The organism is Thainema salinarum CENA647 (genome assembly GCF_057732415.1).
Genome location: NZ_JBYJZJ010000015.1, coordinates 505927 through 530938 on the forward strand (window position 1 = coordinate 505927; position 25012 = coordinate 530938).

Here is a 25012-nt window from a genome sequence, read left to right on the forward strand (position 1 = left end):
AGATCACTGCCTGTATCCCTTGTGCAGCAAGGTCTCAGACAATCAATCTAGCCAACGAAAGCAACACGAGGCTCGGAAACACCCTGAGGCTGCTCACCCTTCATGTAGGCCAGCATGGTGTCAGCGTCAGAAACCTCGAATGGGTCGGTGGGGCAGTTGTCGCCAAAGTCAGGCTCAACGAAGATCTTATTGATTTCGCAGTTGTCTACCAGCATGGAGTAGCGCCAAGACCGCATACCGAAGCCCAGGTTGGATTTGTCAACCAGCATACCCATTTTGCGAGTGAACTCACCGTTGCCATCAGGTAGCAAGAAGACGTTCTTCGCACCCTGCTGCTTGCCCCACTGGAACATGACGAATGCGTCGTTCACAGAGATGCAAATGATTTCGTCTACACCCAGCGACTTGAACTCATCATAGAGTTCTTCATAGCGAGGCAAGTGGTTGGAGGAGCAGGTGGGCGTGAATGCGCCAGGCAAAGAGAATACAATGACTTTCTTGCCACCAAAAATCTCTTGGGTAGTCTTGTCCTGCCAACGATAGGGGTTGGGGCCAGGAACGGACTCATCACGAACGCGAGTCTTGAATACTACGTCAGGTACACGCTCAATAGCTGCCATATTTACCTCTTTCTCTAATGATTACTTTGACGAACGACTCTTGGCTGTGACTTCATCTGTGTTCTCAGAGAAGCGAGCTAAAATCGTCGGTCATTTCCACTATAACTCAGAATAATTCTGATTTAGGAATAAGTAAATAGTCAAAATCACTTAGTCCTTAAAATTTTTGATACATTTTCTAGACTCTAAGACTAGAACGCTATAATCATAGGTAATATATCGAAAATTTGTTGGAACAGATGAGCCGTCTAGGGCTGTCTGGTTAGATTAAGACCTTGAATATTGGACTTTAATTGGACTTTAAGAGCTTGAGGGGATAGATACGATGCAACAGCAGGCAGAAGACGTTGTCCAGATCTTGAAATCGAAAGGGTTGCGGGTCACTCCGCAGCGATTTGCGGTTTATGCTAATCTGCTGGCTCGTACCGACCACCCCACGGCAGAGCAGATTCTGGGCGACCTCAACCGCGATGCCCCGATGTCTTCTCAGGCAACGGTGTACAGTGCTCTGCAAGCGATGCGGGAAGTTGGCCTTGTGCGCGAGGTGCTGCTGGAAGAAGGCATCTCGCGCTATGACGCAAACACCAATTTGCATCACCATTTCCGCTGTCAGTCCTGTGGTGCCATTGAAGATATTGCTTGGGAAACCTTTCAGGACATAGATCTAAATCGATTGCGCCCTGGCCTAAAGGCTGAAAATTACGAAGTAACTGTACATGGCGTCTGCGATCGCTGTCAGTTAGAAGCGATCGCAAAAATTGACGAGTAGGTTAGCAGATTTCCCTCTATCATGGCTCAGAACATAGAGTGATTGGATTTGAGACCTGCGATCGCGCTTTGATGAAATTGCGACAAAGCCGTCTCGTCAAGTGCCTGATCTGGGTTGTTCCAGGTCGTGGTCACGCAGTAGGTATTGCCAGCTTCATCCTGGAGCCAGGTCGTTAGATTGAGCACTCCCGGTTCCGACCCACCTTTGAAGGCCACTTGCTGCCAGTCAGCAGGATTTGCGACACCCGGATTGACGCGCAGGGCCGAGAGGGGAGCGACCTGCTCAATCAGTTGGCACAGTTCCTGACTGGTGAAGAACCACTCCACATCGGGACTCACGGGTGCTCCAGCAAATACGCTTTCGCTAGGCAGCGGCAAATCGGGAACTTCTGTCAAAACCTGCCGCTTTGTCTCTAAGTCTCCTTGGCGATAGCGTTCCAGCCACGCGGCATTGGTCGGATTCTTGAGCGCAAAGAACTCCCGCGTCGTCAGGAAAGGCTGATTACGAGGAGTCAGCGCTTCAATGTTTTCGCGTCCCACAATGTTGATCAGTGCGTCGGTTGCTGTGTTGTCGCTAATCGAAATCATCAGCGTTGCCAGCGTCTCAATCGTCAGAGCAGACCCAACAGGCCAATCTTGCAGTATTCCACTGGGCAAACTCTTCCACTCTGGCTGTAGCTCAACGACAGTATCCCAGGCCAGCTCACCAGTTTGAACTTGCTCCTGGAGGGCAGCCAGCACCGCTAGCTTGAACGCTGATCCAACCGCTAAGGGCTGATCGGCATTGACATTGGCCTGCGCTTCACCATTTTTGAGAATCAGTAAGCTAGCCGGATAGGGAGCCTCTCGAATCGCAGAAGCCGCATCCTCTGGGCTGATGGGGGTAACGGCTGGCTGGAAAAAGAGGGTTGTGATTTGACCATTGCCATCGAGTCGAATTTGAGCCGGAACAGTGCCCTGCTCGAACCGCACTTCAAAGCCAGCTTCGGTTTCAGCAACGCTCTGGTACTCACCCAAGTTCTGCGTAATTTGGTCAATTACACCCTGAATCTGCGTGGCAGAAACCTGCTGTAGAAAGGCTGGAGCGAACCAATCAGCTTGGATTTCAGGGTTAATAAAGAGCCGTTCTAAGGCTTGCTGAGGAGTAATCATAGGGGCTTGAGCGATTTGGATCGGTGCAACTGTATTCGATGCCGGATTCAATAGCGAGGTTGGTAGCAGACCTAGCTGAAATGGCGGATGGGGTTGGAGCAGGAGCAGCAGAGTGCAGAAGAAAACGAGCATAAGGATTAACGTAGATGAAGGGGCTAATGTGCGATCGCACGTTCTTTCCTTAGCCTAAACCCAGAATCGCGCATTTTATCGCCGCATTTATCGCCATATTGCGCAGCGAAATCACGACTTCTCGGTTTTAGGGCAAGATGTGAATAGACTCTCTGTTGCATAGCGGGAACTGAACATGGCGTGTAACCACATCAGAGCACTCGATTTGGCGCGAGACGGTCAGTGGGATGCTGCCCATGACATCGTGCAGCCCCATTATGATCGCTACTCTTGCTTGATCCATGCCTACTTGCACCGCGTGGAGGGCGATTTGAGCAATGCGCGGTATTGGTATCGACAGGCGGGAGCCGCAATGCCCAATAACACGCTGGCAGAAGAACTGAGTCGTTTGTATGACGTAATTGGCTCAGGAAGCTGAACCAGATGTGAGTTGCGAACTGCGATCGCATGTTGTCTATTCCTGGACAGCAGTTCATATCGGGTTAGACGGGGTTAGAACTGAAAGACGGTGCGCAAACTTCCCACCCAGATGGTGTCGTTGGCGCTGTCATGCTCAGGGTTCAGCACAACAAAGCCGCCTGGGATGAGTGAGACATGCTCGTTCAATTGGTAACGATAAAAAGCTTCTAGGTGCCAAGCTGATGCTTCATCTACAGCACCACCTGAATTGGCTGTCACTTTAGGGGGTTGACCCACAATGATTCCGCCTAGGTTGCCCCGTCCACTCAGATCGGCCAAGCCCAAGCTGACGGCCCAGTTGAATATGGTGGCTGAATCTCCGGTTGCGATCGCGCCACTACTGTGTTCGGCAGTAGCAAAACTCAATCCCGCCCAACCCGACAAAGTTACCTCAGACCCGAGACGCAGACTGGACTCCAGACCTAGATGATCTGCCGAAGTAGCCAGGTCGCCAAAGGGCGCATTGGCTAACAAACTGCCCGTTCCGCCCACCACTGCCACCGATCCTTGAGGATAGAAGGAATGAGCGTAAGTCAGTCCCAAATCAACGGTATTGCTGGGATGAACATCCAGCTGAGCTAAGGCCGTATAACCGCCCCCAAACAGCCCAATTGTGGGATCATTTGCCGTATTGTCTGGTGACAGATAGCCTACTGCCAGGGAAACGCTGTCTCCAAAGTCATATTGCCCTGTCACTCCTACCCCAGGAAAGCCTTGGTAATAGATGGGATTGAATCGCCCAAACCGAGACACGGCCCCCGCAATTCCACTGGAAATTCTGGGGTTAAAGGTGGGCAGGATGTTCATGCTGTAGGTTCCTTTGGCCGCATCGACCTGCACCGTCAGGTCATCGCCCACGGGAAACCGATAGAACAATGAGCCAATGTCAAAATCGTTTTGGTTGGAGCGATCAAAGGCCAAGCGGGTCATGTTGGTGCCCGTCGTTCGCGCATTCAACACGGTGGGATTCAGCGCATCGAGTCGAATCCGGAGCAAATCGTGCCCCGTAAAGCTGGTATCTAGGTTGAGGCGGGCTCGGCTGCCAAAGGCCAGGGATTGTGGCAGCGGAGAATCGCTGCCATTAGGTTGATCGTCCCCCACGAGTTGATCTACAGAGAACGTGACTTCTCCTCGCAATTTGGTCGTGGTGGCAAAGCTGTGAGCCATAAGGTCTGCGGTCTGGGCTTCTAACGAGGTGAGCCGTCTATCTAAGGACGTGAGTTCAGTGGCAAACTCCGTTTGTAGCTGTTGCAGAACTTGCCAATCCGCTTCAGCGACAGCATTGTCTGCCATTTGGGTGGTTATGGCTCTTAGGCAGGTGTCGAGCCCCGCCGCAAACTCAAACCGCGTGAGGGGGCGGTCTCCCTGAAAGGTGTTATCAGGATAACTGTTGAGACATCCGTATTTCTCTATCAAATTCTGCAAAGCCTGAAAGGCCCAGTCAGTTGGTTGGACATCGCTTAGTTGCTTAACCGAAGGGATATTAGAGCTGTCAGCAAGCATTAGCGCCGAAACCAGTTCTGCTGGAGCAGCTCCTTGATCGACCTGCCCATCGCTATGCTCTTGCACCACAACAGCGATCGCCTGATCAAAGGAGGCATCCATAACAGCATGGAAGTGATACATATCTCGAAATCCTAGATGGGGTTGAAGGGGTGGAGACGGAATGAGCTGTCCGTCGAAGTAATAAATCCTTTATAACGTTAAATAGCTAAATAACAAAGTAGTTGTTTAAATGAGAAATGAAGGCGTTACTGGAATTGTGCGGTCGGTGGTGTCTTAAACGTTGTTTTATAGTTGCGATCGCACCTCTTCTATCCCATCTCTTCCATCCCATCTCGTTGGCCCACTCTTCGAGAAGCCGCGATCGCGTCTACATCCCCCAGTCCCTTTTCCCGCAGGAGAAGAGGAGCCGGAAATGGAAACCTGCTCAAAGTCCCTCTCCTGTGGGCTACTGCTTATACACATCTGAATAGTCCTTCTAAATCCCGGACTGATCCCCCTAAATCCCCCTTAAAAAGGGGGACTTTGAGCAGGTTCCCCCTTTTTTAAGGGGGGCTAAGGGGGATCTCAACGTCGAAACGAAGTCTAAGAGATTTATGTATAAACAGTAGCTCCTGTGGGAGAGGGATTTAGGGTGAGGCCAAATGTGCAAAATCCTAAACAGAATGTTGTCGCACCCTGAAACTCATGTCATAACAGGGGAGAAGTCCTTTATCATTCCACGCTCATGGCAGATCCGGTGACGCTGACGGTGGTAGCAAGTGCAATTTTGAGTTTAGTTTTTAAGCCGTACTTAGAATCTACGGCTGAACAAGTTGCAGAAAAGCTGAATCCTGTTGTGCTGAGTAAGATAAATGCTCTACGGCAGAAAATTTGGCAGAAGCTGCGAGGAATTCGGGAAGTAGAGGAACTGAACAAGACCGTTGAGGCGGGTGGCATTGTTACTGAGCAGCAGGTCAAACTGCTGACGCCTCATTTGGAAGCAGCAATGAAAGAAGATCCTGCTTTTGATCGAGAGATTCGCAATTTAGCGCAGCAAATTCAGCAAGAGATCAACATTAATCAGGGTTCAGGCAGTGAAGTCTGGAATGTGATCGGCCATGCTGAGAAAAACGAATTTACAGACAATAAAGCTCCGGTGATTAAAGACAACACTGGAACCGTGAACATCAACTACGGACAACCGCCTGCCTAGCTCCATGACCAACGAATCGTCACCTTTAGAACAGTGGAACGTTACCGGGAAAGCCGAACGAAATGTCTACACGGGCAACTATGGCCCGATCCTGCCGAACAATCAGGGAACAGTAAACATTCATGCGGCACCTGTGCCAAAGGGAGATCGTCCTCCCAGTAATATTCCGTTCTTGGGCACGAACAGCTTTGTGGGTCGTGACCAGGATTTGGTGCGGCTGCATGAGCAGTTGCAGCAGGAACACCGGATTGTCATCACGGCTGTGACGGGAATGGGTGGCGTGGGCAAGACGGAACTGGCGGTGCAGTATGCCCAGCGGTATTGGCAAGAAACGTTTCCGGGTGGGGTGTGTTGGCTGTCGGCGCGGGGGGCGGAGGGTGATGCGGATATTGGTACGCAGATCATCACGTTTGGCAAGAGCTATCTGGGGCTGAATCCGCCGGAGGATTTGGACGCGAAGGATCAGGTGGCGTTTTGTTGGCGGCAGTGGCCGAGGTTTGATCCGGAGGCGCAGAAACCGGAGTCGGTGCTGGTGGTGCTGGATGATGTGACGGATTATCGGCAGGTGGAGCCGTATTTGCCGCGTGAGGATCGGTTTACGGTGTTGATGACGACGCGGGTGGAGTTGGGGTCGCGGATTGCGAAGTTGCCGATTGGGGTGTTGGCGCGGGCGGATGCGCTGGAGCTGTTGCGGCAGTTGGCGGGGGCGGAGCGAATTGATGCGGAACCGGAAACGGCAGAGACGCTGTGTGAGTGGCTGGGTGATTTGCCGCTGGGGTTGGAGTTGGTGGGTCGATATTTGGCGATGGATCTAGACCTGTCGTTGGCAGAGTTATGGCACAGGCTAGAGGATCAGGAGTTACAGGCACGGGCATTAACGCGAGTTGAAGAGGGAATGACGGCCAATTTAGGTGTGGCTAGTGCGTTTGAGTTGAGTTGGCAGAAACTAAGTCCAGAAGCGCAGGAGTTAGCCTGTTTGCTGAGCTGTTTTGCGCTAGCTCCGATACCTTGGAAACGAGTTGAGGCATGTTTTCCAGAAACTGAACCAGAGAACTTGCAGATTTTGCGAAATGAAAAACTGGTGCGGTTGAGTTTGCTGAAGCGAGTGGAGAGGGGACGATATCAGTATCATCAGTTGATTCAGCGGTTTATTCGGACGAAATTGCCGGAGGATTCACCGTTGATTGGGGCTTTTTGTCGAGAGATGGTGGCAGCGGCACGGGAAGTTGATGATGCTCTAACAAAAGCGCAAGCGTTGGCTTGGAGTGAGATCGTTCCCCATGTGGAGGAGTCAGCAACGCAATGGATTGCTCAGATTGCAGATAATGAACTATCTTGGCCTTTTATCGGCTTAGGTCGTTTCTACCAAGGACAGGGACTTTATATCCAAGCTGAACCTTGGTATGAAAAATGTGTGACCGTAACTCGCAATTGCCTGGGAGAGGAGCATCCCGATGTAGCCACGAGCTTGAACAATCTTGCCAAACTCTATCATACTCAAGGTCGATATAGCGAAGCCGAACCGCTGCATGTTGAAGCGCTGGAGCTGAGAAAGCGTTTATTGGGAGAAGATCACCCCGATGTAGCTACGAGTTTGGCTAGTCAAGCTGCACTCTATCATGCTCAAGGCCGATATAGCGAAGCCGAACTGCTGCATGTTAAAGCGCTGGATCTGTATAAACGCCTACTAGGGAAAGAGCATCCCGATGTAGCCACGAGTTTGAATAATCTAGCCGAACTCTATCGTGATCAAGGCCGATATAGCGAAGCCGAACCGCTGTATGTTAAAGCGCTAGAGCTAAGAAAGCGTCTATTGGGAGAAGATCATCCCGATGTAGCCACGAGCTTAAATAATCTGGCCAAACTTTATCATACTCAAGACCGATATAGAGAAGCCGAACCGTTGTATGTTGAATCACTGGAGCTGTATAAACGCCTACTAGGGAAAGATCATCCCGATGTAGCCACGAGCTTGAATAATCTGGCCGAATTCTATCGTGCCCAAGGTCGATATGGAGAAGCCGAACCGTTGTGTGTTGAAGCGTTGGATCTGTATAAACGTCTATTAGGGAAAGGGCATCCCAATGTAGGCACGAGTTTGAACAATTTGGCCTTACTCTATAAGTCTCAAGGAAGATACAGTGAAGCTGAACCGCTTTATCAGGAGGCTTTAGCGTTGACAAAACAGCTTTTGGGGGAGAAGCATCCCGCTGTTGCATTCCGTCTAAATAATCTAGCGGGGCTTCATCAGATTCAAGAGAAATATGTTAAAGCTGAACCGCTTTATATAGAAGCGTTGACAATTTGGTTGCAACTGGGAGAAAACCATCCCAAGGGATTGTAAATTAGATTGTGTCAAAGGTCAGAGATGAGATCTAATGAACTATTGAACCTAAGAGACTCGTACTATGACTTTTCGACCTGAACTCCTGGATGAATTGCTTAAAGGCTATCAGAATCCCGAAGACCTGCTGGGGGATGGAGGGATTCTTAAGCAGCTCACGGCGGCTTTGGTGGAACGCTGCTTGAATGCGGAAATGAAAACCCATCTGGACGAGCAACAGGCGGAGCCTGAAAGCGACGTCAAGCCAACTCGTAACCGCCGCAACGGCCACAGCAAGAAGACCATCAAAGGGGAGTTTGGAGAAGCTCAAATCAATGTTCCCCGTGACCGCAACAGTGAGTTTGAACCCATCATCGTCAAGAAGGGGCAGACCCGCTTCGAGGGCTTTGATGACAAGATCTTGTCCCTCTATGCCAGGGGCATGAGTACCCGTGACATTCAGGCTCAACTGCAAGACCTGTATGGCGTTGAGGTCTCAGCCGGGCTGATCTCGAACGTCACGGATGCGGTTGAAACGGAGCGTAAAATTTGGCAAAATCGCGCGCTCGACCCGGTTTATCCCATCGTCTATTTTGATGCCATCGTGGTCAAAGTCAGACAAGACGGGCGGGTGATCAACAAAGCGATTCACTTGGCGCTTGGGGTTAACTTGTCTGGCACCAAAGAACTCTTGGGGATGTGGATGACCCAGAACGAGTCTGCCAAATTTTGGCTTCAAGTGCTCACAGAGCTGCAAAATAGGGGTCTCAAAGACATCTTCATCGCTTGCTGTGATGGCCTCACTGGCTTTCCCGATGCCATTGAAGCGGTCTTTGCTCAAACCCAGGTGCAGTTGTGCATTGTTCACATGGTACGAAATTCACTCCGCTATGTGTCCTACAAAGACCGTAAGGCGGTTGCAGCAGACCTCAAGCTGATTTACACGGCCAGCACTGAGACTGAAGCAGAGCAGCGCTTAGTTGAGTTTGCCGAGCAGTGGGACCAGCAATATCCAACCATTAGCAGGTCTTGGCTTCATCATTGGCAGCGGATTATTCCCTTCTTTGCTTTTTCACCGGAGATTCGTAAAGCAATCTATACGACCAATGCGATTGAATCGATGAATATGACTCTTAGAAAGGTGATTAAAAACCACCGAGCTTTTCCAACCGATGAATCTGCCCTAAAAGTTATCTACTTGGCAATTCAAAATATTGCCAAAAAGTGGACCATGCCCATTCGCGACTGGAAACCCGCTCTCAACCGCTTCGCGATTGAATTCAGCGATCGCTTTCCAACTTGAGTTTTTACCTTTGACACAATCTATTTGACATACCCCATCCCAACACCCAAACAGGCTGGAATAACTTTGTTTGTTGCCTCCAACAAGCCATTGAAGCAGGCCAAGCCGACAGCCTCTCCAATCATCCCCTCACCCAACAAATCCTCGCTCAACTCCAATCCCAACCCCCCGAATCCTAATCTGGCACTCCCACCCCCAACCCCTCAACCACAAATCTCAAACACCATCAATTCAGGCATAATAAAAGCTTCTGGTTGCAAGGAGCTGGACATCATGCGTAAATTCTGGTTGCCCCTAATGTCATTTGCCCTGCTGGGCACCCTCAGCACCGTCAAACAGACCACTGCCCAAACCCTGCCCCTGGCCGAACAGCTCACCTCGCTCACCTCGCCCGATGGTCAAGCCCTGTTGATGAATAGCGAAGCCCTCGCCGACTACATTCCCCTCGCAACCCAGTTTACCACCCAAGATAATCAGGCATTTTGCGGCATTGCCACCACAGCAATGGTCTTAAACGCCATGCAAATTCCCGCCCCCCTCGCCGCAGAATGGGAACGCAACTACTTCACCCAAGACAACCTGTTCAACGAACAGACCGAAGCCATCATTCCCCGTTCCCTAATTGAGCGCCAAGGACTCACCCTCGCTGAACTCGCAGGCATCTTCGAGAGCTATCCCGTCGATGCAGCCATCTATTACGGTGGCGATGTCACACCCGACCAGTTTCGCGACCTGATTGTCGCCAACCTCACCGAACCCGGCAACTTCGTCGTCATCAATTACCTGCGCAGCGCCATCGAACAGGAGCGCGGCGGCCACATCTCACCAATTGCCGCCTACGATGCCGACACCGACCAGTTTTTAGTCCTCGACGTATCTCGCTACAAATATCCGCCCGTCTGGGTCAGTGCCGAAGCCCTCTGGGCCGCAACCAATACCGTCGATTCCGTATCCGGCCTGACGCGCGGTTTTCTGCTGATCAGTCCCAAACCTGAATAGAACACATCAGTATTAACAGCACTAAAATCTCTAAACCTTAATGTGGCACTTCCACAGCGAACTACTCGATAACAACCGCATCCTCAAAACCACCTTGCATTACAACACCTCACCCATTCCCTACGCCGAGGTGCTTCAGCGGTGGCAGGATGATGCCGACTTTCGGGATTTCTTCATCGCGCTGCTGGCCGACTGTCCCTTCACCGCCTTCCGCTGGGAAACCCCACCCATCACCCGCGCCACCACCCAGCGCCCCTTCGAATTCGTCCAGATCAACAGCCCCAGCCTCGCCCGTCGCCCCGATATCCAGACCTTCGCCGCCCACTTCCGCGACGATGCCCCCGGCGGCATTGTCGAATTCGCTAACCTGGGCAACGATGCCATCCTAGTGGTTCCCTGTCCCCAAGCCGATGCCTCCGCCTACGGCCACATCGCCGCCTTCCTCCGCCATGCCCCCGACCCGCAAAAACACGCCCTCTGGCAACAGGTTGGAGCTGCCATGCAGCGCCGCTTAAGCAATTTACCCAGCAATCAGCCCCTCTGGCTCAGCACCGCCGGAGGGGGCGTTTCCTGGCTACATGTGCGATTAGATGATCGACCTAAATACTATGGCTATGCCCCCTACTGTCTTTTAGCGGATGGTCGCTAGCTCCAAGCCCGTGCGAACGTGTTGTAAGAGTTCTGTTTCGGCAGAGTGGATGAAAAAATGATGTCCGGGTAGCACATGCTTAGTGAATCGCGCGTCAGTTTGATAGCGCCAGGCTCGCAGTCTGCCTCGACGTGTAGCTGCATCCTGAGTACCACCAAAAGCCGTAATTGGGCACGATAGAGGTGGTTCAGGCCGATAGCTGTACGTTTCACAAACCGTGAAGTCGGCCCGTAACACAGGCAAAAGCAATGCCATAAATTCATCGTTGTCTAACACAGCTTGGGGTGTACCCTGGAGCCGCCGCAGCTTATCGCGAAATTCAGACTCCGGTAATGCGTAAATGGGAGGCTCTGGGTCAGGGAGTTGCGGTGCTCGGTGGCCGGAAACGAACAGATGGGCGGGCATCGGCTGATTATGGCGACGATAATGGCGAGCTAGCTCAAAGCTAAGGAGTGCCCCCATGCTGTGACCAAATAGAGCGAAGGGACGATCTAGAAACGGCTGGATGACATGTGCGATCGCAATGACTAGCTCATCCAGATCGCTAATCGGCGGTTCAGTTAAGCGAGTGCCATGTCCCGGTAGCTCAATGGCGCAAACATCTACATCGTCAGGCAGAGCAGCCGACCAGTGGCGGAAGACGCGGGCATTACCGCCAGCATAGGGGAGACAAAATAAGCGGAGGGCTGCATTGGGATTGAGCTGCTCGGAGCGAATCCAGTTTGTAGCTTGATTAGTAGAGTAGGTGGAGATCATAGGAGTTCGTGTGTTGGTTGGTTGGCAAGTTGCTGGGTTAATTGGCGCAGCAGATCCTCAACATCCTGATCCGAGAGCTGATCCAGGTGCTCAAGCTGATGCTGCGCCGTAGAGACATCGGGGCGGGGCAGAGCGGGAATCGGTGGCATTGATGGTTGATCTTGGGCAAGTGCGATCGCATTTGCCAGTCCGGCAACGGTGGGATCGTCAAACAGGGCGCGTAGAGGGATATCAACCTGGAAATGCTGGCGCAGGTGAGCAATAATCTGCGTCGCCAGCAGGGAATGACCACCCAGTTCAAAAAAGCTATCGTGAACGCCAATTTCGTCGATGCCCAGAAATGACTGCCACACGTCGGCAATCGCCTGTTCTACAGAATTGCGCGGCGCGACGTAGGCTCCAGACAGCGAGGGTCGAGCATAGAGTGTTTGGTTCGCTGTGGGGGCAGATACGGCTGGTGCTGGCATATCTAGCCACTGCTGCTGTCGTGCGGATAAATCTGCGGTTGAGACAACGATTTGGGGCGCTACAGTGTAGGCCAGGATGCGCTGCCAAGCCGCAACACCTTCCTCCGGCGTGAGCGCCAATTCTGCGATCTCTTTCCCAATCGCGTCGTCTGATTCTGATTGGGCATCCGCTTTTGATTGGGCATCCGCGTGAGCTGGAAAACGCCAGCCGTCCCAGTTGACGCTGATCCAGGGGAAGGAGCTGTGGCGGTTTTGCTGATGGGCAAATGCATCCATAAACTGGTTAGCCGCACTATAGGCCGCAAAGCCCAGTCCACCGAGAATTGAAGCCAGCGACGAGCAGAGCAGACAAAAGTCCAGTGGTTTGTCCCGCAGCACCTGTGCCAGGATTTGCACTCCTTGCACTTTAGCGCGAAACTGCTGCTCTAGTTCGGCCAGCCCCGTCTCCTGAATCAGCCGAAACGCCTGCTCACCCACCGCTCCTGCCGCATGAATCACGCCATTAAGCGGGCCAAACTGCGCCTCGGCTTGGGCAATAGCTGCCCGCAGCTGCTCAACATCTGCAACGTCAGCCGATAGGACTAAAACCTCGGCTCCACCAGCTTCCAGAGCCTGGAGTTGTCGAATAGTAGTAGCTACATCATCCTGCGGTTGAGCCGTTGACAAAACTGCATCCCACTGCGATCGCGGCGGGAAGGGGCGACGGCTGAGCAGTACGAGCTGAGCCTGATAGGTCTGCGCCAGTTCAGTCGCTAGGGTGAGGCCAATTTTGCCGAGGCCACCCGTGATCAGATACACGCCGCTGGAACGCAGCTTTGTTTGCGTAGCGGGTGCGGTTGGTAAAGCAACAGGCTCAAACCGCTGTACCCAGCGCTGTCCCTGGCGATAGGCGACGACTCGCTCAGGGGAATCGGCTAGCATATCCTGGAGCAGTGTATGTAAATGGTCAGATTGATTGTGATTGTGCGATCGCAACCAGTCCACAACGCGACAGGTGATGGAGCGATATTCCTGTGGAATGACGGTACAGGGGCCTAGCAGCGTTGCCTGTGCCGGTATGAAAGACTCCGTGCCGATCACATCGAATATGCTGCTGGTCAATACCGTGACTTGTAAGGGATGGTTCCAGCCGCCCTGCGCCATTGCCTGAGTCAGGAACAGGAGACTATAACAGCCTCGCGCCTGAATCTCTGGATTATCGGGCAAACTATCCGACCGATCTGCTACACCAAAGCTCCAGCCGTGCAGCACTCGGGCTGGCCGATTTGTTCCCAACGCGTTTAGTAGCTGGGTGTAATCTTCGCGGCGATGCGGATTTAGCGTGTAAGTATGCTCATCCACACAGCTAAAGTGGTCGCCAATTTGAACCGTGATGGCGTTAACCCGCTGCCGCAGTAATTCTGCGATCGCACTTACTAGCGGATCATCATCGACAAACAGCAGCCATTCGGCTGTTTCTGACTTGACTTTCGGCGATGTGGTAGCTACAGAATGAGGCTGAACAAGTTGCGATCGCGTCCAGGTTGGTTGATAGAACCAGTTCGCTACATCGGTATTCTTCGTCAAATTTGGGGTAGCCAAAGCGAGAGTTTGCTCTGACTGGGGGGCATCAATCCAGTAGCGCTGTCGTTCAAAGGGATAGGTGGGAAGCGAAATCCGCCGCCGCCGCTCATGGGCGTAGAAGCCTGACCAGTCAACCGATATACCCTGCAACCAAAGCTGTCCTAGTGCAGTTAGTAGGCAGGCGATGTCGGACTGATCGGCTGGATTGGTCAGACTGGATGCGTCAGACGGATTAGCTTGAGCCGCCTGAGGATGGCGCATAGACGTGACAATTTGGGCTGAATTTAGCTGCGGTTGCTGACGTGCCAGCGTGCTCAACGTCCGTCCGGGGCCGACTTCTAGCAGGAGAGGAGCATTATTTTGGCAGCAGGTTTGTAGTCCGGTGCGGAAGCGGACGGTTTGGCGCAGGTGCTGCACCCAGTAGTTGGGACTAGTTGCTTGCTCAGGCGTAATCCAGGTGCCAGTTAAATTGGAAACCCAGGGGATTTGCGGCGAATTGAGCTGTACCTGCGCGAGCTGCTGGCGGAACGGAGCTAAGGCTCCATCCATTAAAGGAGAATGGAAGGCGTGGGAGGTTTTCAGCCAGCGACAGGCAATTCCCTGAGCCTGAAGCTGAGCCTGAAACTGCTCAATAGCTGCCGCTGTGCCAGCCACAACGCAGAGGTTAGGGGCATTATCAGCCGCCAGCGTCAGCGACTTCGGCAGATAAGTGATCACCTGATCGGCAGACTGGGCAATGCTGAGCATTGCGCCCGCTGGCTGCTGCTCCATCAGCCGCCCCCGCTGAGCAACGAGAGGCAGCACCTGCTCAAGCTGAAACACACCTGCTAGACAGGCCGCAACATACTCGCCTAGACTGTGACCAATCATGGCCTGCGGCTGTACGCCCCACGTCTGCCACAGATGCGCTAGGGCATATTCAACCACAAACAGCGCTGGCTGTGCGATCGCAGTTTGCTGCAGTTGAGCCGTGGCCCATTCTGTTTGGTCAGCCGCAGGATACAGCACCTGTCGTAAATCCAGGCCCAGATGCGGCAGTAGCTGCTCGGCGCAGTCATCGACAATGCGTCGAAAGTCGGGTTCTGTTACATACAGATCGCGCCCCATGCCGACATGCTGTGTTCCCTGACCGGGGAATAAAAACACCACAGCAGGCGGATGATCAGATGCCGTTTGAGTAGCGACTCGCTGATCCAGGTTCGTGAGAGCCGCGACTGCGTCAGTGCGATCGCAACAGACTGCCATCCGGCGGTGGACAAATCCTTGGCGACCAACCTGGAGCGTATAAGCGGCATCGGCCAAGTCTAGGTCAGGCTGCTCTTGCAGACGGGTGGCAAGCTGCTGGGTAGCGCTCTCCAAAGCCGTATCTGTTTTGGCTGACCAGAGCAGCAGTTGCCAGGGACGCGATCCACTGGTCGGTAGAGGCATTGGTGCTTCTTCCAGAATGACATGGGCATTAGTGCCGCCCATACCAAAGGAACTGACGCCAGCCCGACGCGGTGAGCCATTGGCAGGCCAATCAGCAAGCTGGGTATTGACATAGAACGGGCTGTGGGCAAAATCAATCTGTGGGTTAGGCGTCTCAAAATGCAGACTGGGCGGAATCTGCCGATGCTGGAGAGCCAGAATCGTCTTAATCAGTCCGGCAACGCCAGCCGCTGCATCGAGATGACCAATGTTGGTTTTGACTGCCCCCAGGGCACAGTATCCGGTTTGCGCCGTCTGAAACGCCTGCGTCAACGCCGCAATTTCAATTGGATCGCCCAGAGCCGTGCCCGTGCCGTGCGCTTCAATATACTGAATCGTTTCCGGCTCTACCTCCGCCATCTGCTGCGCCGCTTGAATCACCTCGGCCTGCCCTTCAATGCGGGGCGCAGTAAAGCTCATTTTGGTTGCACCGTCGTTGTTAAGGGCTGAGCCTTTAATCACGGCATAGATAGTATCGCGATCGCAGATGGCCTCTTCTAGCCGCTTCAGCACCAGCAACCCAATGCCGCTACCGCCCACAGTGCCCTGAGCTTTGGCATCAAAGGCGCGGCAGTGTCCATCAGGCGATGAAATTCCACCATCTTGATACCAGTATCCCCCTTTCAATGGCAAGCGAATCGAAACACCGCCAGCCAAAGCCAGGTCGCACTCGCCACTGAGCAACGCTTGGCTAGCCAGATGTACGGCAACGAGGGAGGTTGAGCAGGCAGTCTGCACATTCAGACTTGGCCCACGCAGATTCAGCAGGTAGGAAACGCGGGTGGTGAGAAATTCCCGCCCATTCCCCAAAACCAGCGGAAACTGCCCCACGGTCTCCGTGAGCTGGCGGTGGTTATAGAGATTAAACAGGTAGCCGCTCAGAGTTGCCCCACCATATACGCCAATCGTGCCCGGAAACGTTTGGGGGCTATAGCCAGCGGTTTCCAGCGCTTCCCAGGCTGACTCTAGAAAGACACGCTGCTGTGGATCAAGAATTTCGGCATCTCTAGGACTCAAGCCAAAAAACGCGGCATCAAACCACTCTGCGTCATCCAAAATAGCGCGAGCTTTGACGTAGTTAGAGTGACGCAGCGTCTCGGCATCAATACCAGCAGCCAGCAGTTCTTCATCACTAAAGTGAGAAACGGATTCGACTCCAGCCTGCAAATTTTGCCAAAACTCGGTCACGTTGCTAGCGCCTGGAAAGCGCCCAACCATGCCGACCACCGCGATTTCTAAGCCTGTGAAATGAGTTGCCATTGTCTGCTCTTTACTGTTCATTAAACTGGATTGCCCTCACCCTCAACTCCCTCTCCCGCAGAGCTACTGTGTACACATAAGTCTCTAGACTCCGTTTCAACGTTGAGATCCCCCTAAATCCCCCTATAGCCCTTCGGGCATAGCTTCGCCTAGAAAAAAAAGGGGGAACTTTGAGTCAATCCCCCCTTCTTAAGGGGGGTAAGGGGGGATCATTCGGGGTTGAGAGGCAGTGATCAAGATGTGTGTACACGGTAGCCACAGAGAGAGGGAGTTGGATTAACCGATTTTTTGCTGATCGCGTCGCTGTTGACGGCGCTGATGGAGTCGGGCTTTGCCTTGTTCTCGCTGATTCTGCTGGTGCGATCGCAGTTGCTCGGCTTCTGTATCTGCCTGTAAATCTGAGCGATTCAAAAACCCAGCTAGCGCATGAATCGTCGGGTAGCGGAATAGATCCATTAGCTCGAACTTTGCCTGGAGCGCAGTTTGAAGCTGATGATGCAGTTGAAGTAGAAGCAGCGAGTTGCCACCGAGATCAAAAAAGCTATCGTGAATGCCAATGCGGTCAAGCTGAAGAATCCGCTGCCAAACTGCCGCAATAGTTTGTTCCAGCTCGGTTTGAGGCTGAGTATAGGCTACCTGGAGGGCTGGACGAGCGCTACTAGGGACAGGTAAGCGGCGGCGATCGAGCTTGCCGTTTGTCGTCAGCGGAAATGTCTCTAGCCGCACAAAAGCCGCAGGCACCATATAGTCAGGCAGTTTGGCCTGTAGCCACTGACGTAAATCCCCGTCGGTCACTGAATCCGAGGTAGGATGCGGTACCCAGTAGCCTACCAGTCGCGACTGATCCGGTTGCTCCTGTCGCAGCAGCACGGCTGAGGTCTGTACTGCCGGATGCTGATTGAAGGCAGCCTCAATTTCACCCAGCTCAATCCGGAAGCCGCGCAGCTTGATCTGCTGGTCGAGCCGACCGAGATATTCCAGGTCACCTGTGCTGTGCAGACGAACGCAATCGCCTGTTTTGTAGAGGACTGGCTGAGTTGAACTGGCTTGGCCTGACTGGAACGGGTTAGGAACAAATCGATCTGCCGTCAGCTCAGGGCGATTCAAGTAGCCCTGAGCCACTCCGGCCCCACCCACATACAGCTCACCGGGGACACCCATTGGCACCAGCCGCTGCTGCTGATCCAGCACATAGACTGCCAAATCAGGGATGGGTTGACCAATGAGACTAGCTGATTCAGCCGTATCGGCTTGAGACAGCAATCGCCAGGTGACATGCACGGTGGTCTCGGTAATGCCGTACATATTGACGAGCTGCGGTGTGCGATTGCCATGTCGAGCAAACCAGGGCTGCAAACTGTTCAGCTCCAGCGCTTCCCCGCCAAAGATTACCCAGCGCAGCGTCAAATCTGATGCAGTGGCTACATCCAACTCACCATCAGCATTAGAAGCACTCAACATATCAGTTGTAACCGCTACTGCATCTACTGCCATCAACTGCCGAAACGCGGCAGGAGTTTGATTCAGTACCGTTACCTTTTCCCGCTTCAGTAGCTGATAGAAGTCTTGAGGTGAGCGGCTGACCTCGTAGGGCACGATCACCAACCGTCCGCCGTAAAGCAGTGCACCCCAAATTTCCCAGACCGAAAAATCAAAGGCATAGGAGTGGAACAGCGTCCAAACGTCGGTAGCTGCGAAATTAAACTGCGCTTCGGTGGCCGTAAATAGCCGCACAACTTGGGCATGGCGCACCAGGACGCCTTTCGGTTTGCCAGTAGAGCCAGAGGTGTAAATTACATAGGCTAACTGGTCGGGCTGCGGTAGCTTCAGCGGCGGCAGGATTGACTGCTGGGCAATTGCGGCTGCATCCCGGTCTAAACAGACGCCGCCATCATCAGCCAATCCTAAGCGATCGCAATAGTCAGTTTGGGTCAAAACCACAGCCGGACGAGCATCATCTAGAATCCAGCGTAAGCGCTCTGCTGGATAGCTGGGGTCAAGCGGCACGTAGGCTCCACCCGCCTTCAGAATCGCCAAAATAGCAACAATCAGATCCAGCGATCGCGGTAAGCACAGTCCCACCAGCTGATTTGCCGCTACTCCCTGCTGCCGCAGATAATGCGCTAGCTGATTCGAACGCTGATCAAGTTCACGATAGGTGAGCGACTGCTCGTTACCATTATGAGAGAAGGTCAGTGCGATCGCAGTTGGTCGCTGCTGTACCTGAGCTGTAAAGCGCTCAATCAGTCCTGGCGTCACTGGGAACTCGGCTTTGGCTGCTCCCCAGGTGAGTAGCTGTTCCTGCTCCGCTGCCGTCAGCCAGGGTAAGTCGGCCAACTGCGACGTGGGCTGCTCCATCATGCCAATTAGTAGCTGATGCAGATGGTTTAGCAAGCGCTCCATCACATCCGCTGCAAACCGCTGCTGATCATACAGCACCTGGAGCAGCAGCCCACCCGGTACCGCATCTGGATCGAGCATGGCGATAAGGGTCAGCGGATAGTTCGTCCGCTCCGTACTTTGAACATTGCTGATCCAGGCCGCGTTATCCTGGTCGGTCAAGGCACGAGTAGACGACTGAGCATCTGGCCGCAGCGTCGGATCAATTGGATAGTTTTCAAACACCACAATGCTTTCAAACAGCGGTGTACCCTGCGGAATTTTGCTCCACTGCTGAACTTGCATCAGCGGACTATATTCATACTGGCGCAGGGTTGCCTGCTGATTCTGTAGCGCTTGCAGCCAGGGAATGAGCGACTGATTGGATTCGACCTGTACGCGAGTTGGTAGCGTGTTGATAAACACACCCACCATCGATTCGGAATTGGCTAAATCCGGTGGTCGTCCTGCCGACGTAACGCCAAAGACCACGTCTGACTCACCACTGTAGCGGCTCAGCAAAATTCCCCAAGCGCCCTGCACTAGGGTGTTTAAGGTGATCTGATGCTGCCGCGCGAAGCTTTTCAAGTTAGCGGTACAGTTTGGGGCAAGCGTGAGAGCAGCACTAGCCGTATCGGCAATCGGCGTAAATCTGCGATCGCGCTTTCGATCAATCCCTAGCGGTGTAGGAGCGATGATTCCCTGTAGCCCCTGTCGCCAAAAGGTTTCGGCCTTAGCCAGATCTTGCTTTTGCAGCCAAGCCACGTAATCACGGTAGAGCGGTGGCGGTGTTAGTACGGGCTGCTGTCCCTGACGCAGTGCGTCATAGCAGACGAAGACCTGCTTCAGTACCAAGTTAGTTGACCAGCCATCTAGCAGTAGGTGGTGCTTACTCCAGACGCAGCGGTATTCCTGGTCGCCTAGCTGAATCAATGCTAATCGCATCAGCGGTGGCTGATTCAGCGTAAACCCCTGCTGCCGATCCTGCTGGAGCCATGCTGCTAAGCTTACCTGCTGCTGGGCTTCCGACTGATCGCGCCAATCTAGCTGGATGATCGGTAGCTGCACCTGTCGCTGCACCACCTGCAGCGGCTTCTCCAGACCTTCCCAGAGAAAGGCAGTTCGCAGGACAGGCTGATGCACTAGTACCTGCTGCCAAGCCTGTTGGAAAGCATCAACATGCAAAGCCCCACGAATTGTAAAGCTGAGCTGGATACAGTACATGCCAGCGTGGGGAGCCATTAGGCTGTGGAAGAGAATCCCCTGTTGAATCGGGGTCAACTGGTATAGGTCATCCAGATTAGGAATCTTCATGACTAAGCCTCCTCCGTCTGCGCTAATTGAGCCAGTACCTGCTCTAAGTCCGTTTGGCTGAGCTGCGCTTGAGGGAAATCAGACGGCGTGTAGCCACCCGCATCCGCTGCCGTACAGTGTTCAATCAGCGATCGCAACTTGTTCAAAGTGCTATGAGCCAAGCGCTCAATGGTCTGCCGCTGATGGCACTGGCTGCTGTACGTCCAGTCCAACTGTAGCTGTCCAGCCAGGATGCGACCGTTGATTTCAATGAGATGCCGTCGCTCTGCCTGTGGATCGCGGCTTACGCCGTGGGATTCAGGCGCAATATCAAACAAGCCTGTTTCAGGTAAGCTACTGTCAAACTGCCCCAGGTAGTTGAAAATAAGCTGTGGCTGTGGGTGCTGCTGGAACTGCGATCGCACCTCTACCTGCCCATCTTGCCCATCGGAGTGATTCGAACTTAAGTAGCGCAACACGCCGTAATCAATTCCCCTGCCACTGTGCCGGAGCTGTTCCTTAATCGCCATTAGCGCCGCTCCGGGTGCATTATCTGTGGGCAGCGTTAGCTGAACTGGGAAGATAGCCGTAAACCAGCCGACCGTGCGCGACAGATCGAGCTGACCGCCAATATCCTCTCGGCCATGTCCTTCTAGCTCCAGCAGCAACGATGAGCGCCCGATCCAGGGTGCGATCGCTTGCATCAGTGCCGTCAACAGCACGTCATTAATCTGCGTCTGATAAGCCTGAGGAACATCTTGCAACAGGGCTTTCGTGGCGGCAGCATTAAGCTGCACCGACACCGTTTGAGCCGTTGCGATCGCATTTTGTCCGGCTGGATAATCGACGGGCAGAGTCGCTTCTGCCTCCTGCACAAACTGCCACTCCATCTGCTTTGCCTGTAGTTCTGGCGACTGGGCATACACCGTCAACTGTTCAGCCCACTGCTTAAAGGCCGTCGTCTTTGCAGGTAGCTCAACGGGTTGCCTCTGCTGAAGCTGGTGATATACCGTCTGTAGGTCGTCCAGTAGAATTCGCCACGATACCCCGTCAATGACCAAATGATGCACCACCAGCAGCAATCGACCTGATCGCTGACTTCCCCAGTCGAACCAAGCGGCTTGGACTAATGGCCCTGTTGCCAAATTCATTGAGGTTTGTAGCTTCTCCGCCCAGAACGCAATCTGCTCCTGGTATTCCGGCTGCGACAAAGATCGCCCATCAACTACAGTGAGCTGAACGGTGGCATCATGGCGGTGAACGGCCTGCCAACTTTGGTCATGCGGCTGAAACCGCAGCCGCAGGGCATCGTGGTGCTGAAGCAAATGCTGTAATGCTTGCTCTAATACGGTTGGCTCAATTGGCGTGCGCGTCGCGAGTAAAACCGCTTGGTTCCAGTGATGGCGATTAGGAATAACCTGCTCAAAGAATCGATGCTGAATGGGCGTCAGCGGTAAAGTACCCGTTACCTGCCCCTGCTCGGCTACTGATGCGGCTTCCGTTCCTGCGACGGCAGCCAGCGCTGCAATCGTTTGATGTTCAAACAGCTGACGCGGAGTTAGCAGCAATCCAGCCTGATTCGCTTTTGCGATCGCTTGAATACTCAGAATGGAATCTCCGCCCAGCTCGAAGAAGTTGTCGTGAATACCCACCGCGTCAACGCCCAGTAGCTGCTGCCAGATCTCGGTCAGGATTTGCTCAGCTGGCGTTCTTGGCGCAACGGTCTGCTCAGCTCGCTGGGTCGGTGGCACAGGCAGGGCCTGTCGATCAATTTTGCCGTTAGCCGTCAGGGGAAACGCCCGCAGTTGCACAATCGCCGTCGGCACCATGTAGTCCGGCAGCTTTTCGGCTAGATAGTGGCGCAGGTCAAGCTCATCTGTCGAGCGATTGGTGAACGTCCCTGGAGAAGTATTCGACTGTCGTGCAGGCACCACATAGGCAACCAGCCGCGATATTTCCGGACTATCGGTTCGCAACAGCGTAATTGCCTGCTGAACAGCAGGATGCTGCTGCAAAACGGCTGTGATCTCGCCCAGCTCGATTCTATAACCCCGCAGCTTGATTTGATCGTCAATCCGGCCCAGAAATTCCAGCGTTCCGTTCGATAGGTGCCGCACCCGATCGCCTGTTTTATACAGCAGCCCCTGGCCAAACGGATTGGCAATAAAGCGTTCTGTCGTTAAATCAGGCTGCTGCCAGTAGCCACGAGATACCGAAGCGCCGCCGATATACAGCTCACCTGGTACCCCGATTGGCAAGGGTTGTAACGCGGCATCTAACACATAAACCTGCACATTCGGCAGAGGACGACCCAAGGGAACAGCCACCTCGTCTAGGTCGCGAGCCTCACCAGGCTCTAAACCATCAGTAATCACATGGGTCAACACACCGACTGTCGTTTCAGTCGGCCCGTAGTGATTCAAAATGCGGCAATGGGCAGCCTGACGCTGCACCGTCGCAACTAATGAGCTGGGAACGGCCTCTCCGCCCAGCACCAAACACTGACGCGGCAACCAGTCCGCCGACTCGCTTTCACTCAGCAAAGCCGCTAGGTGAGATGGCACAATTTTCAAGCTATCTAGAGGATACTGACGGCAGTAATCTGCCAGTGCTTCCGCCTGTAGTACCCGATCCTCCGACAGCAGATGCAGGCATCCACCCGTGCAGAGGGCCGGAAACAGCATCGTATTACCCAAGTCTGCCGCCACGCTAGACACCATACCGTAGTGCGCTGCCGAGCTGAGCTGTAGCTGCGGGATAATGCCCTGTACATAGTTCAGCAGTTGGCGATGCTCCACGGCAACGCCCTTCGGTTGACCAGTAGATCCCGACGTATACATCACATACGCCATATGAGACGACTGGGTTAGGTTCTCCGGATTCTCGGTGCTATGCTCGACACTAGATGACGCAATGGTCGGCCAATCCCGATCCAGTGCAACAACCGGCATTGAGCCTGAGATGTGATTGAAGATGCGATCGCAGATCTCAGCATTTGTTAGAACGGTAACAGCTCCTGCGCTCTGGCACAGATGATTGAGCCGCTCGACAGGCTGATGTGGATCAAGCGGCAGGTAGGCTCCACCCGATTTGAGAACGCCCAGCACGACAATTAGCCAGTCAAGAGAGCGCGGTAGGACAATCGCTACAATACTCTCTGGTTTAACGCCAGTCTGCCTCAGGTAGTGGGCGAGCTGATTCGCACGGGCATTGAGTTCGCGGTAGGTCAACTGCTGATCTTCAAACCGCGCCGCAGGCTGATCGGGCGTTTGCTTGACCTGATCTTCAAACCACTGATGCCAACTTGCATAGGGCAATGGATCAGTAGAATTCGCATTAAAATCAATCAGTAGTCTCTGCCGCTCTGCCGCAGTTAACAACGGCAGTTGAGCAATGGGGGTATTCGGCTGCGCGATTGCCGCCAGCAGCAGCGTCAGCCAGTGACCCTGAATTTGCTCCACAGCCGCCGCAGATAGACGATTCGCATCATAGTAAAAGTCAGCGGTCAAGCTGTCCTGATCTGAAGCGTGATCAGCGTAATGCTGACAGACTAAGCGCAGCGTAAACGGTTCTAGGCAAGCCAAAATTCGCTCTAGCTGAAACGGAGTTGCGATCGCAGATTCAGATACACTTTCAAAACCAAAGCTGACTGGAAAGCCGCCAGTGGACTGAGGCTGAATCTGCTCCCAGGCAAAGTAGTCCTGCCAGGGCTGGATATCCTGCACAGCGGCACGAGCCTGCTGCACGATATCCAGAAACGTTTGCTCGGACGGCAGCTTGATCCACAGCGGCAGATCCCGCGTTAGCAATCCTGCTGCTGTTTGCAGTTCCTCATACTGCTGACGCTCATCACAGGTATAACCCAAAGTGATTGCCGTTTGTTCGCTCAGTCGCCCCATCACTATCTGCCAAGTGGCCAGACATACATCGGCCACGGTGACATCCTGTTGAGCGGCCCAGCTCTGTATCCGTTGTACTTGGTCGGCTGGCAGCGACAGGGAGTGGGTGCAGGGTCGAAATGTAGTCTGTGGACTGGAATGCTCCAAAGGCAGCGATTGAATGCAGTCATCTAAATGACTAGTGCGTCGCCAGTAGCTACGTCCAGCAGCCGTCTCTTCACTTTCCAGCAAATCGGCCTGCCATTCGGCCAAATCGGCATACTGCAAGGGTTCGCTTGCTGGGGCAGCGGTATTGCTGTTGTAAAGCTGTTGCAGCTCTTGAATTAGCAATGGCAACGTTGCCGCATCGGCACAGAGTGCAGGTAAGCTAATCAGCAAAATATCATCAGACGGCTGCCGCTGTAACCAGTGAACCTGTAAAAGCGGGCCTTGCACCCAGTTAAATGGCTGTTCCAGACAATGGGCGATTTTAGAGGCGAGGTCAGTCACTGACACATCCCGCCAATCGTGAGTTGTCAAGACCGTAGCCGGATCAAGCGTCGGCGCAATCACCTGTAGCGGCACTGTCATCCCTGGCAAGGTACGAAATGTAGTGCGGAGAATTTCATGGCGGTTGATCAGCTGCTGGAGGGCAACCTGCAATTGTTCAGCCTCTAGCGCTCCGTGATACCGAATTTGCGCTGATACGCGGAAAGGCTGATCGGGGTGAATCGACTGTAGTTTCCAGATGCGCTGCTGCTGGGGCGACAGGCGATATCCTTCAATTGCTGAGGGAGAGGGAGATTGAGTCGTCTGCATGATTACGAATAGGATTAATGTTAATCG

General features: G+C 53.5%; 14 protein-coding genes. 7 read left to right on the forward strand and 7 right to left on the reverse strand.

The genetic code is table 11. The features are described from left to right. Nucleotides 1-47: 47 nt before the first annotated feature. Nucleotides 48-620 (reverse strand): peroxiredoxin, encoded by a 573-nt coding sequence (locus AC286M_RS04040; protein ID WP_488203161.1) that lies wholly within the window; start codon nt 618-620, stop codon nt 48-50. A gap of 325 nt (nt 621-945) precedes the next feature. On the opposite strand from AC286M_RS04040, the gene AC286M_RS04045 reads away from it, so the two are divergent. After that, nucleotides 946-1389, forward strand: a complete 444-nt coding sequence (locus AC286M_RS04045) for a Fur family transcriptional regulator (protein ID WP_488203162.1) — start codon at nt 946-948, stop codon at nt 1387-1389. A gap of 26 nt (nt 1390-1415) precedes the next feature. Here the strand turns inward: AC286M_RS04045 and AC286M_RS04050 are convergent, their stop codons facing one another. Next, nucleotides 1416-2672, reverse strand: a complete 1257-nt coding sequence (locus AC286M_RS04050; RefSeq protein ID WP_488203163.1) for a serine hydrolase — start codon at nt 2670-2672, stop codon at nt 1416-1418. Nucleotides 2673-2847: 175 nt separating this feature from the next. On the opposite strand from AC286M_RS04050, the gene AC286M_RS04055 reads away from it, so the two are divergent. Continuing rightward, the gene (locus tag AC286M_RS04055; protein ID WP_488203164.1) at nt 2848-3090 is read left to right on the forward strand and encodes a hypothetical protein; all 243 of its coding nucleotides are present in this window, start codon (nt 2848-2850) and stop codon (nt 3088-3090) included. Between the two features lie 74 nt (nt 3091-3164). Here AC286M_RS04055 and AC286M_RS04060 read toward each other — a convergent pair whose 3' ends face one another. After that, nucleotides 3165-4736, reverse strand: a complete 1572-nt coding sequence (locus AC286M_RS04060) for an iron uptake porin (RefSeq protein WP_488203165.1) — start codon at nt 4734-4736, stop codon at nt 3165-3167. A 625-nt stretch (nt 4737-5361) separates the two neighbouring features. On the opposite strand from AC286M_RS04060, the gene AC286M_RS04065 reads away from it, so the two are divergent. The 5 genes from AC286M_RS04065 to AC286M_RS04085 all read left to right on the forward strand — a co-directional run bounded on the left by AC286M_RS04065 (nt 5362) and on the right by AC286M_RS04085 (nt 11103). Beyond that, on the forward strand, nt 5362-5829 hold the full coding sequence (locus AC286M_RS04065; protein WP_488203166.1) for a hypothetical protein: 468 nt from the start codon (nt 5362-5364) through the stop codon (nt 5827-5829). A gap of 4 nt (nt 5830-5833) precedes the next feature. Continuing rightward, nucleotides 5834-8173, forward strand: a complete 2340-nt coding sequence (locus tag AC286M_RS04070) for a tetratricopeptide repeat protein (protein WP_488203167.1) — start codon at nt 5834-5836, stop codon at nt 8171-8173. 64 nt (nt 8174-8237) lie between these two features. After that, nucleotides 8238-9455, forward strand: coding sequence for an IS256 family transposase (locus tag AC286M_RS04075; protein WP_488202914.1), 1218 nt, complete (start codon nt 8238-8240; stop codon nt 9453-9455). 273 nt (nt 9456-9728) lie between these two features. Next, complete coding sequence (locus AC286M_RS04080; protein ID WP_488203168.1) at nt 9729-10454, forward strand: phytochelatin synthase family protein; 726 nt, start codon at nt 9729-9731, stop codon at nt 10452-10454. Between the two features lie 40 nt (nt 10455-10494). Continuing rightward, nucleotides 10495-11103 (forward strand): DUF6940 family protein, encoded by a 609-nt coding sequence (locus AC286M_RS04085; protein WP_488203169.1) that lies wholly within the window; start codon nt 10495-10497, stop codon nt 11101-11103. On the opposite strand, the gene AC286M_RS04090 is transcribed toward AC286M_RS04085, so the two are convergent. From AC286M_RS04090 to AC286M_RS04105, 4 genes are all read right to left on the reverse strand, one after another. Further along, entirely contained in the window at nt 11086-11859 is a 774-nt protein-coding gene (locus AC286M_RS04090) for a thioesterase II family protein (protein WP_488203170.1), read from the reverse strand. The genes AC286M_RS04085 and AC286M_RS04090 overlap by 18 nt on opposite strands. Next, on the reverse strand, nt 11856-16616 hold the full coding sequence (locus AC286M_RS04095; protein WP_488203171.1) for a type I polyketide synthase: 4761 nt from the start codon (nt 16614-16616) through the stop codon (nt 11856-11858). The genes AC286M_RS04090 and AC286M_RS04095 overlap by 4 nt, the downstream gene beginning before the upstream one ends. Nucleotides 16617-16892: 276 nt before the next feature. Continuing rightward, complete coding sequence (locus AC286M_RS04100; protein WP_488203172.1) at nt 16893-20309, reverse strand: non-ribosomal peptide synthetase; 3417 nt, start codon at nt 20307-20309, stop codon at nt 16893-16895. Between the two features lie 2 nt (nt 20310-20311). After that, nucleotides 20312-24985, reverse strand: coding sequence for a non-ribosomal peptide synthetase (locus tag AC286M_RS04105; protein WP_488203173.1), 4674 nt, complete (start codon nt 24983-24985; stop codon nt 20312-20314). Nucleotides 24986-25012: the final 27 nt, after the last annotated feature.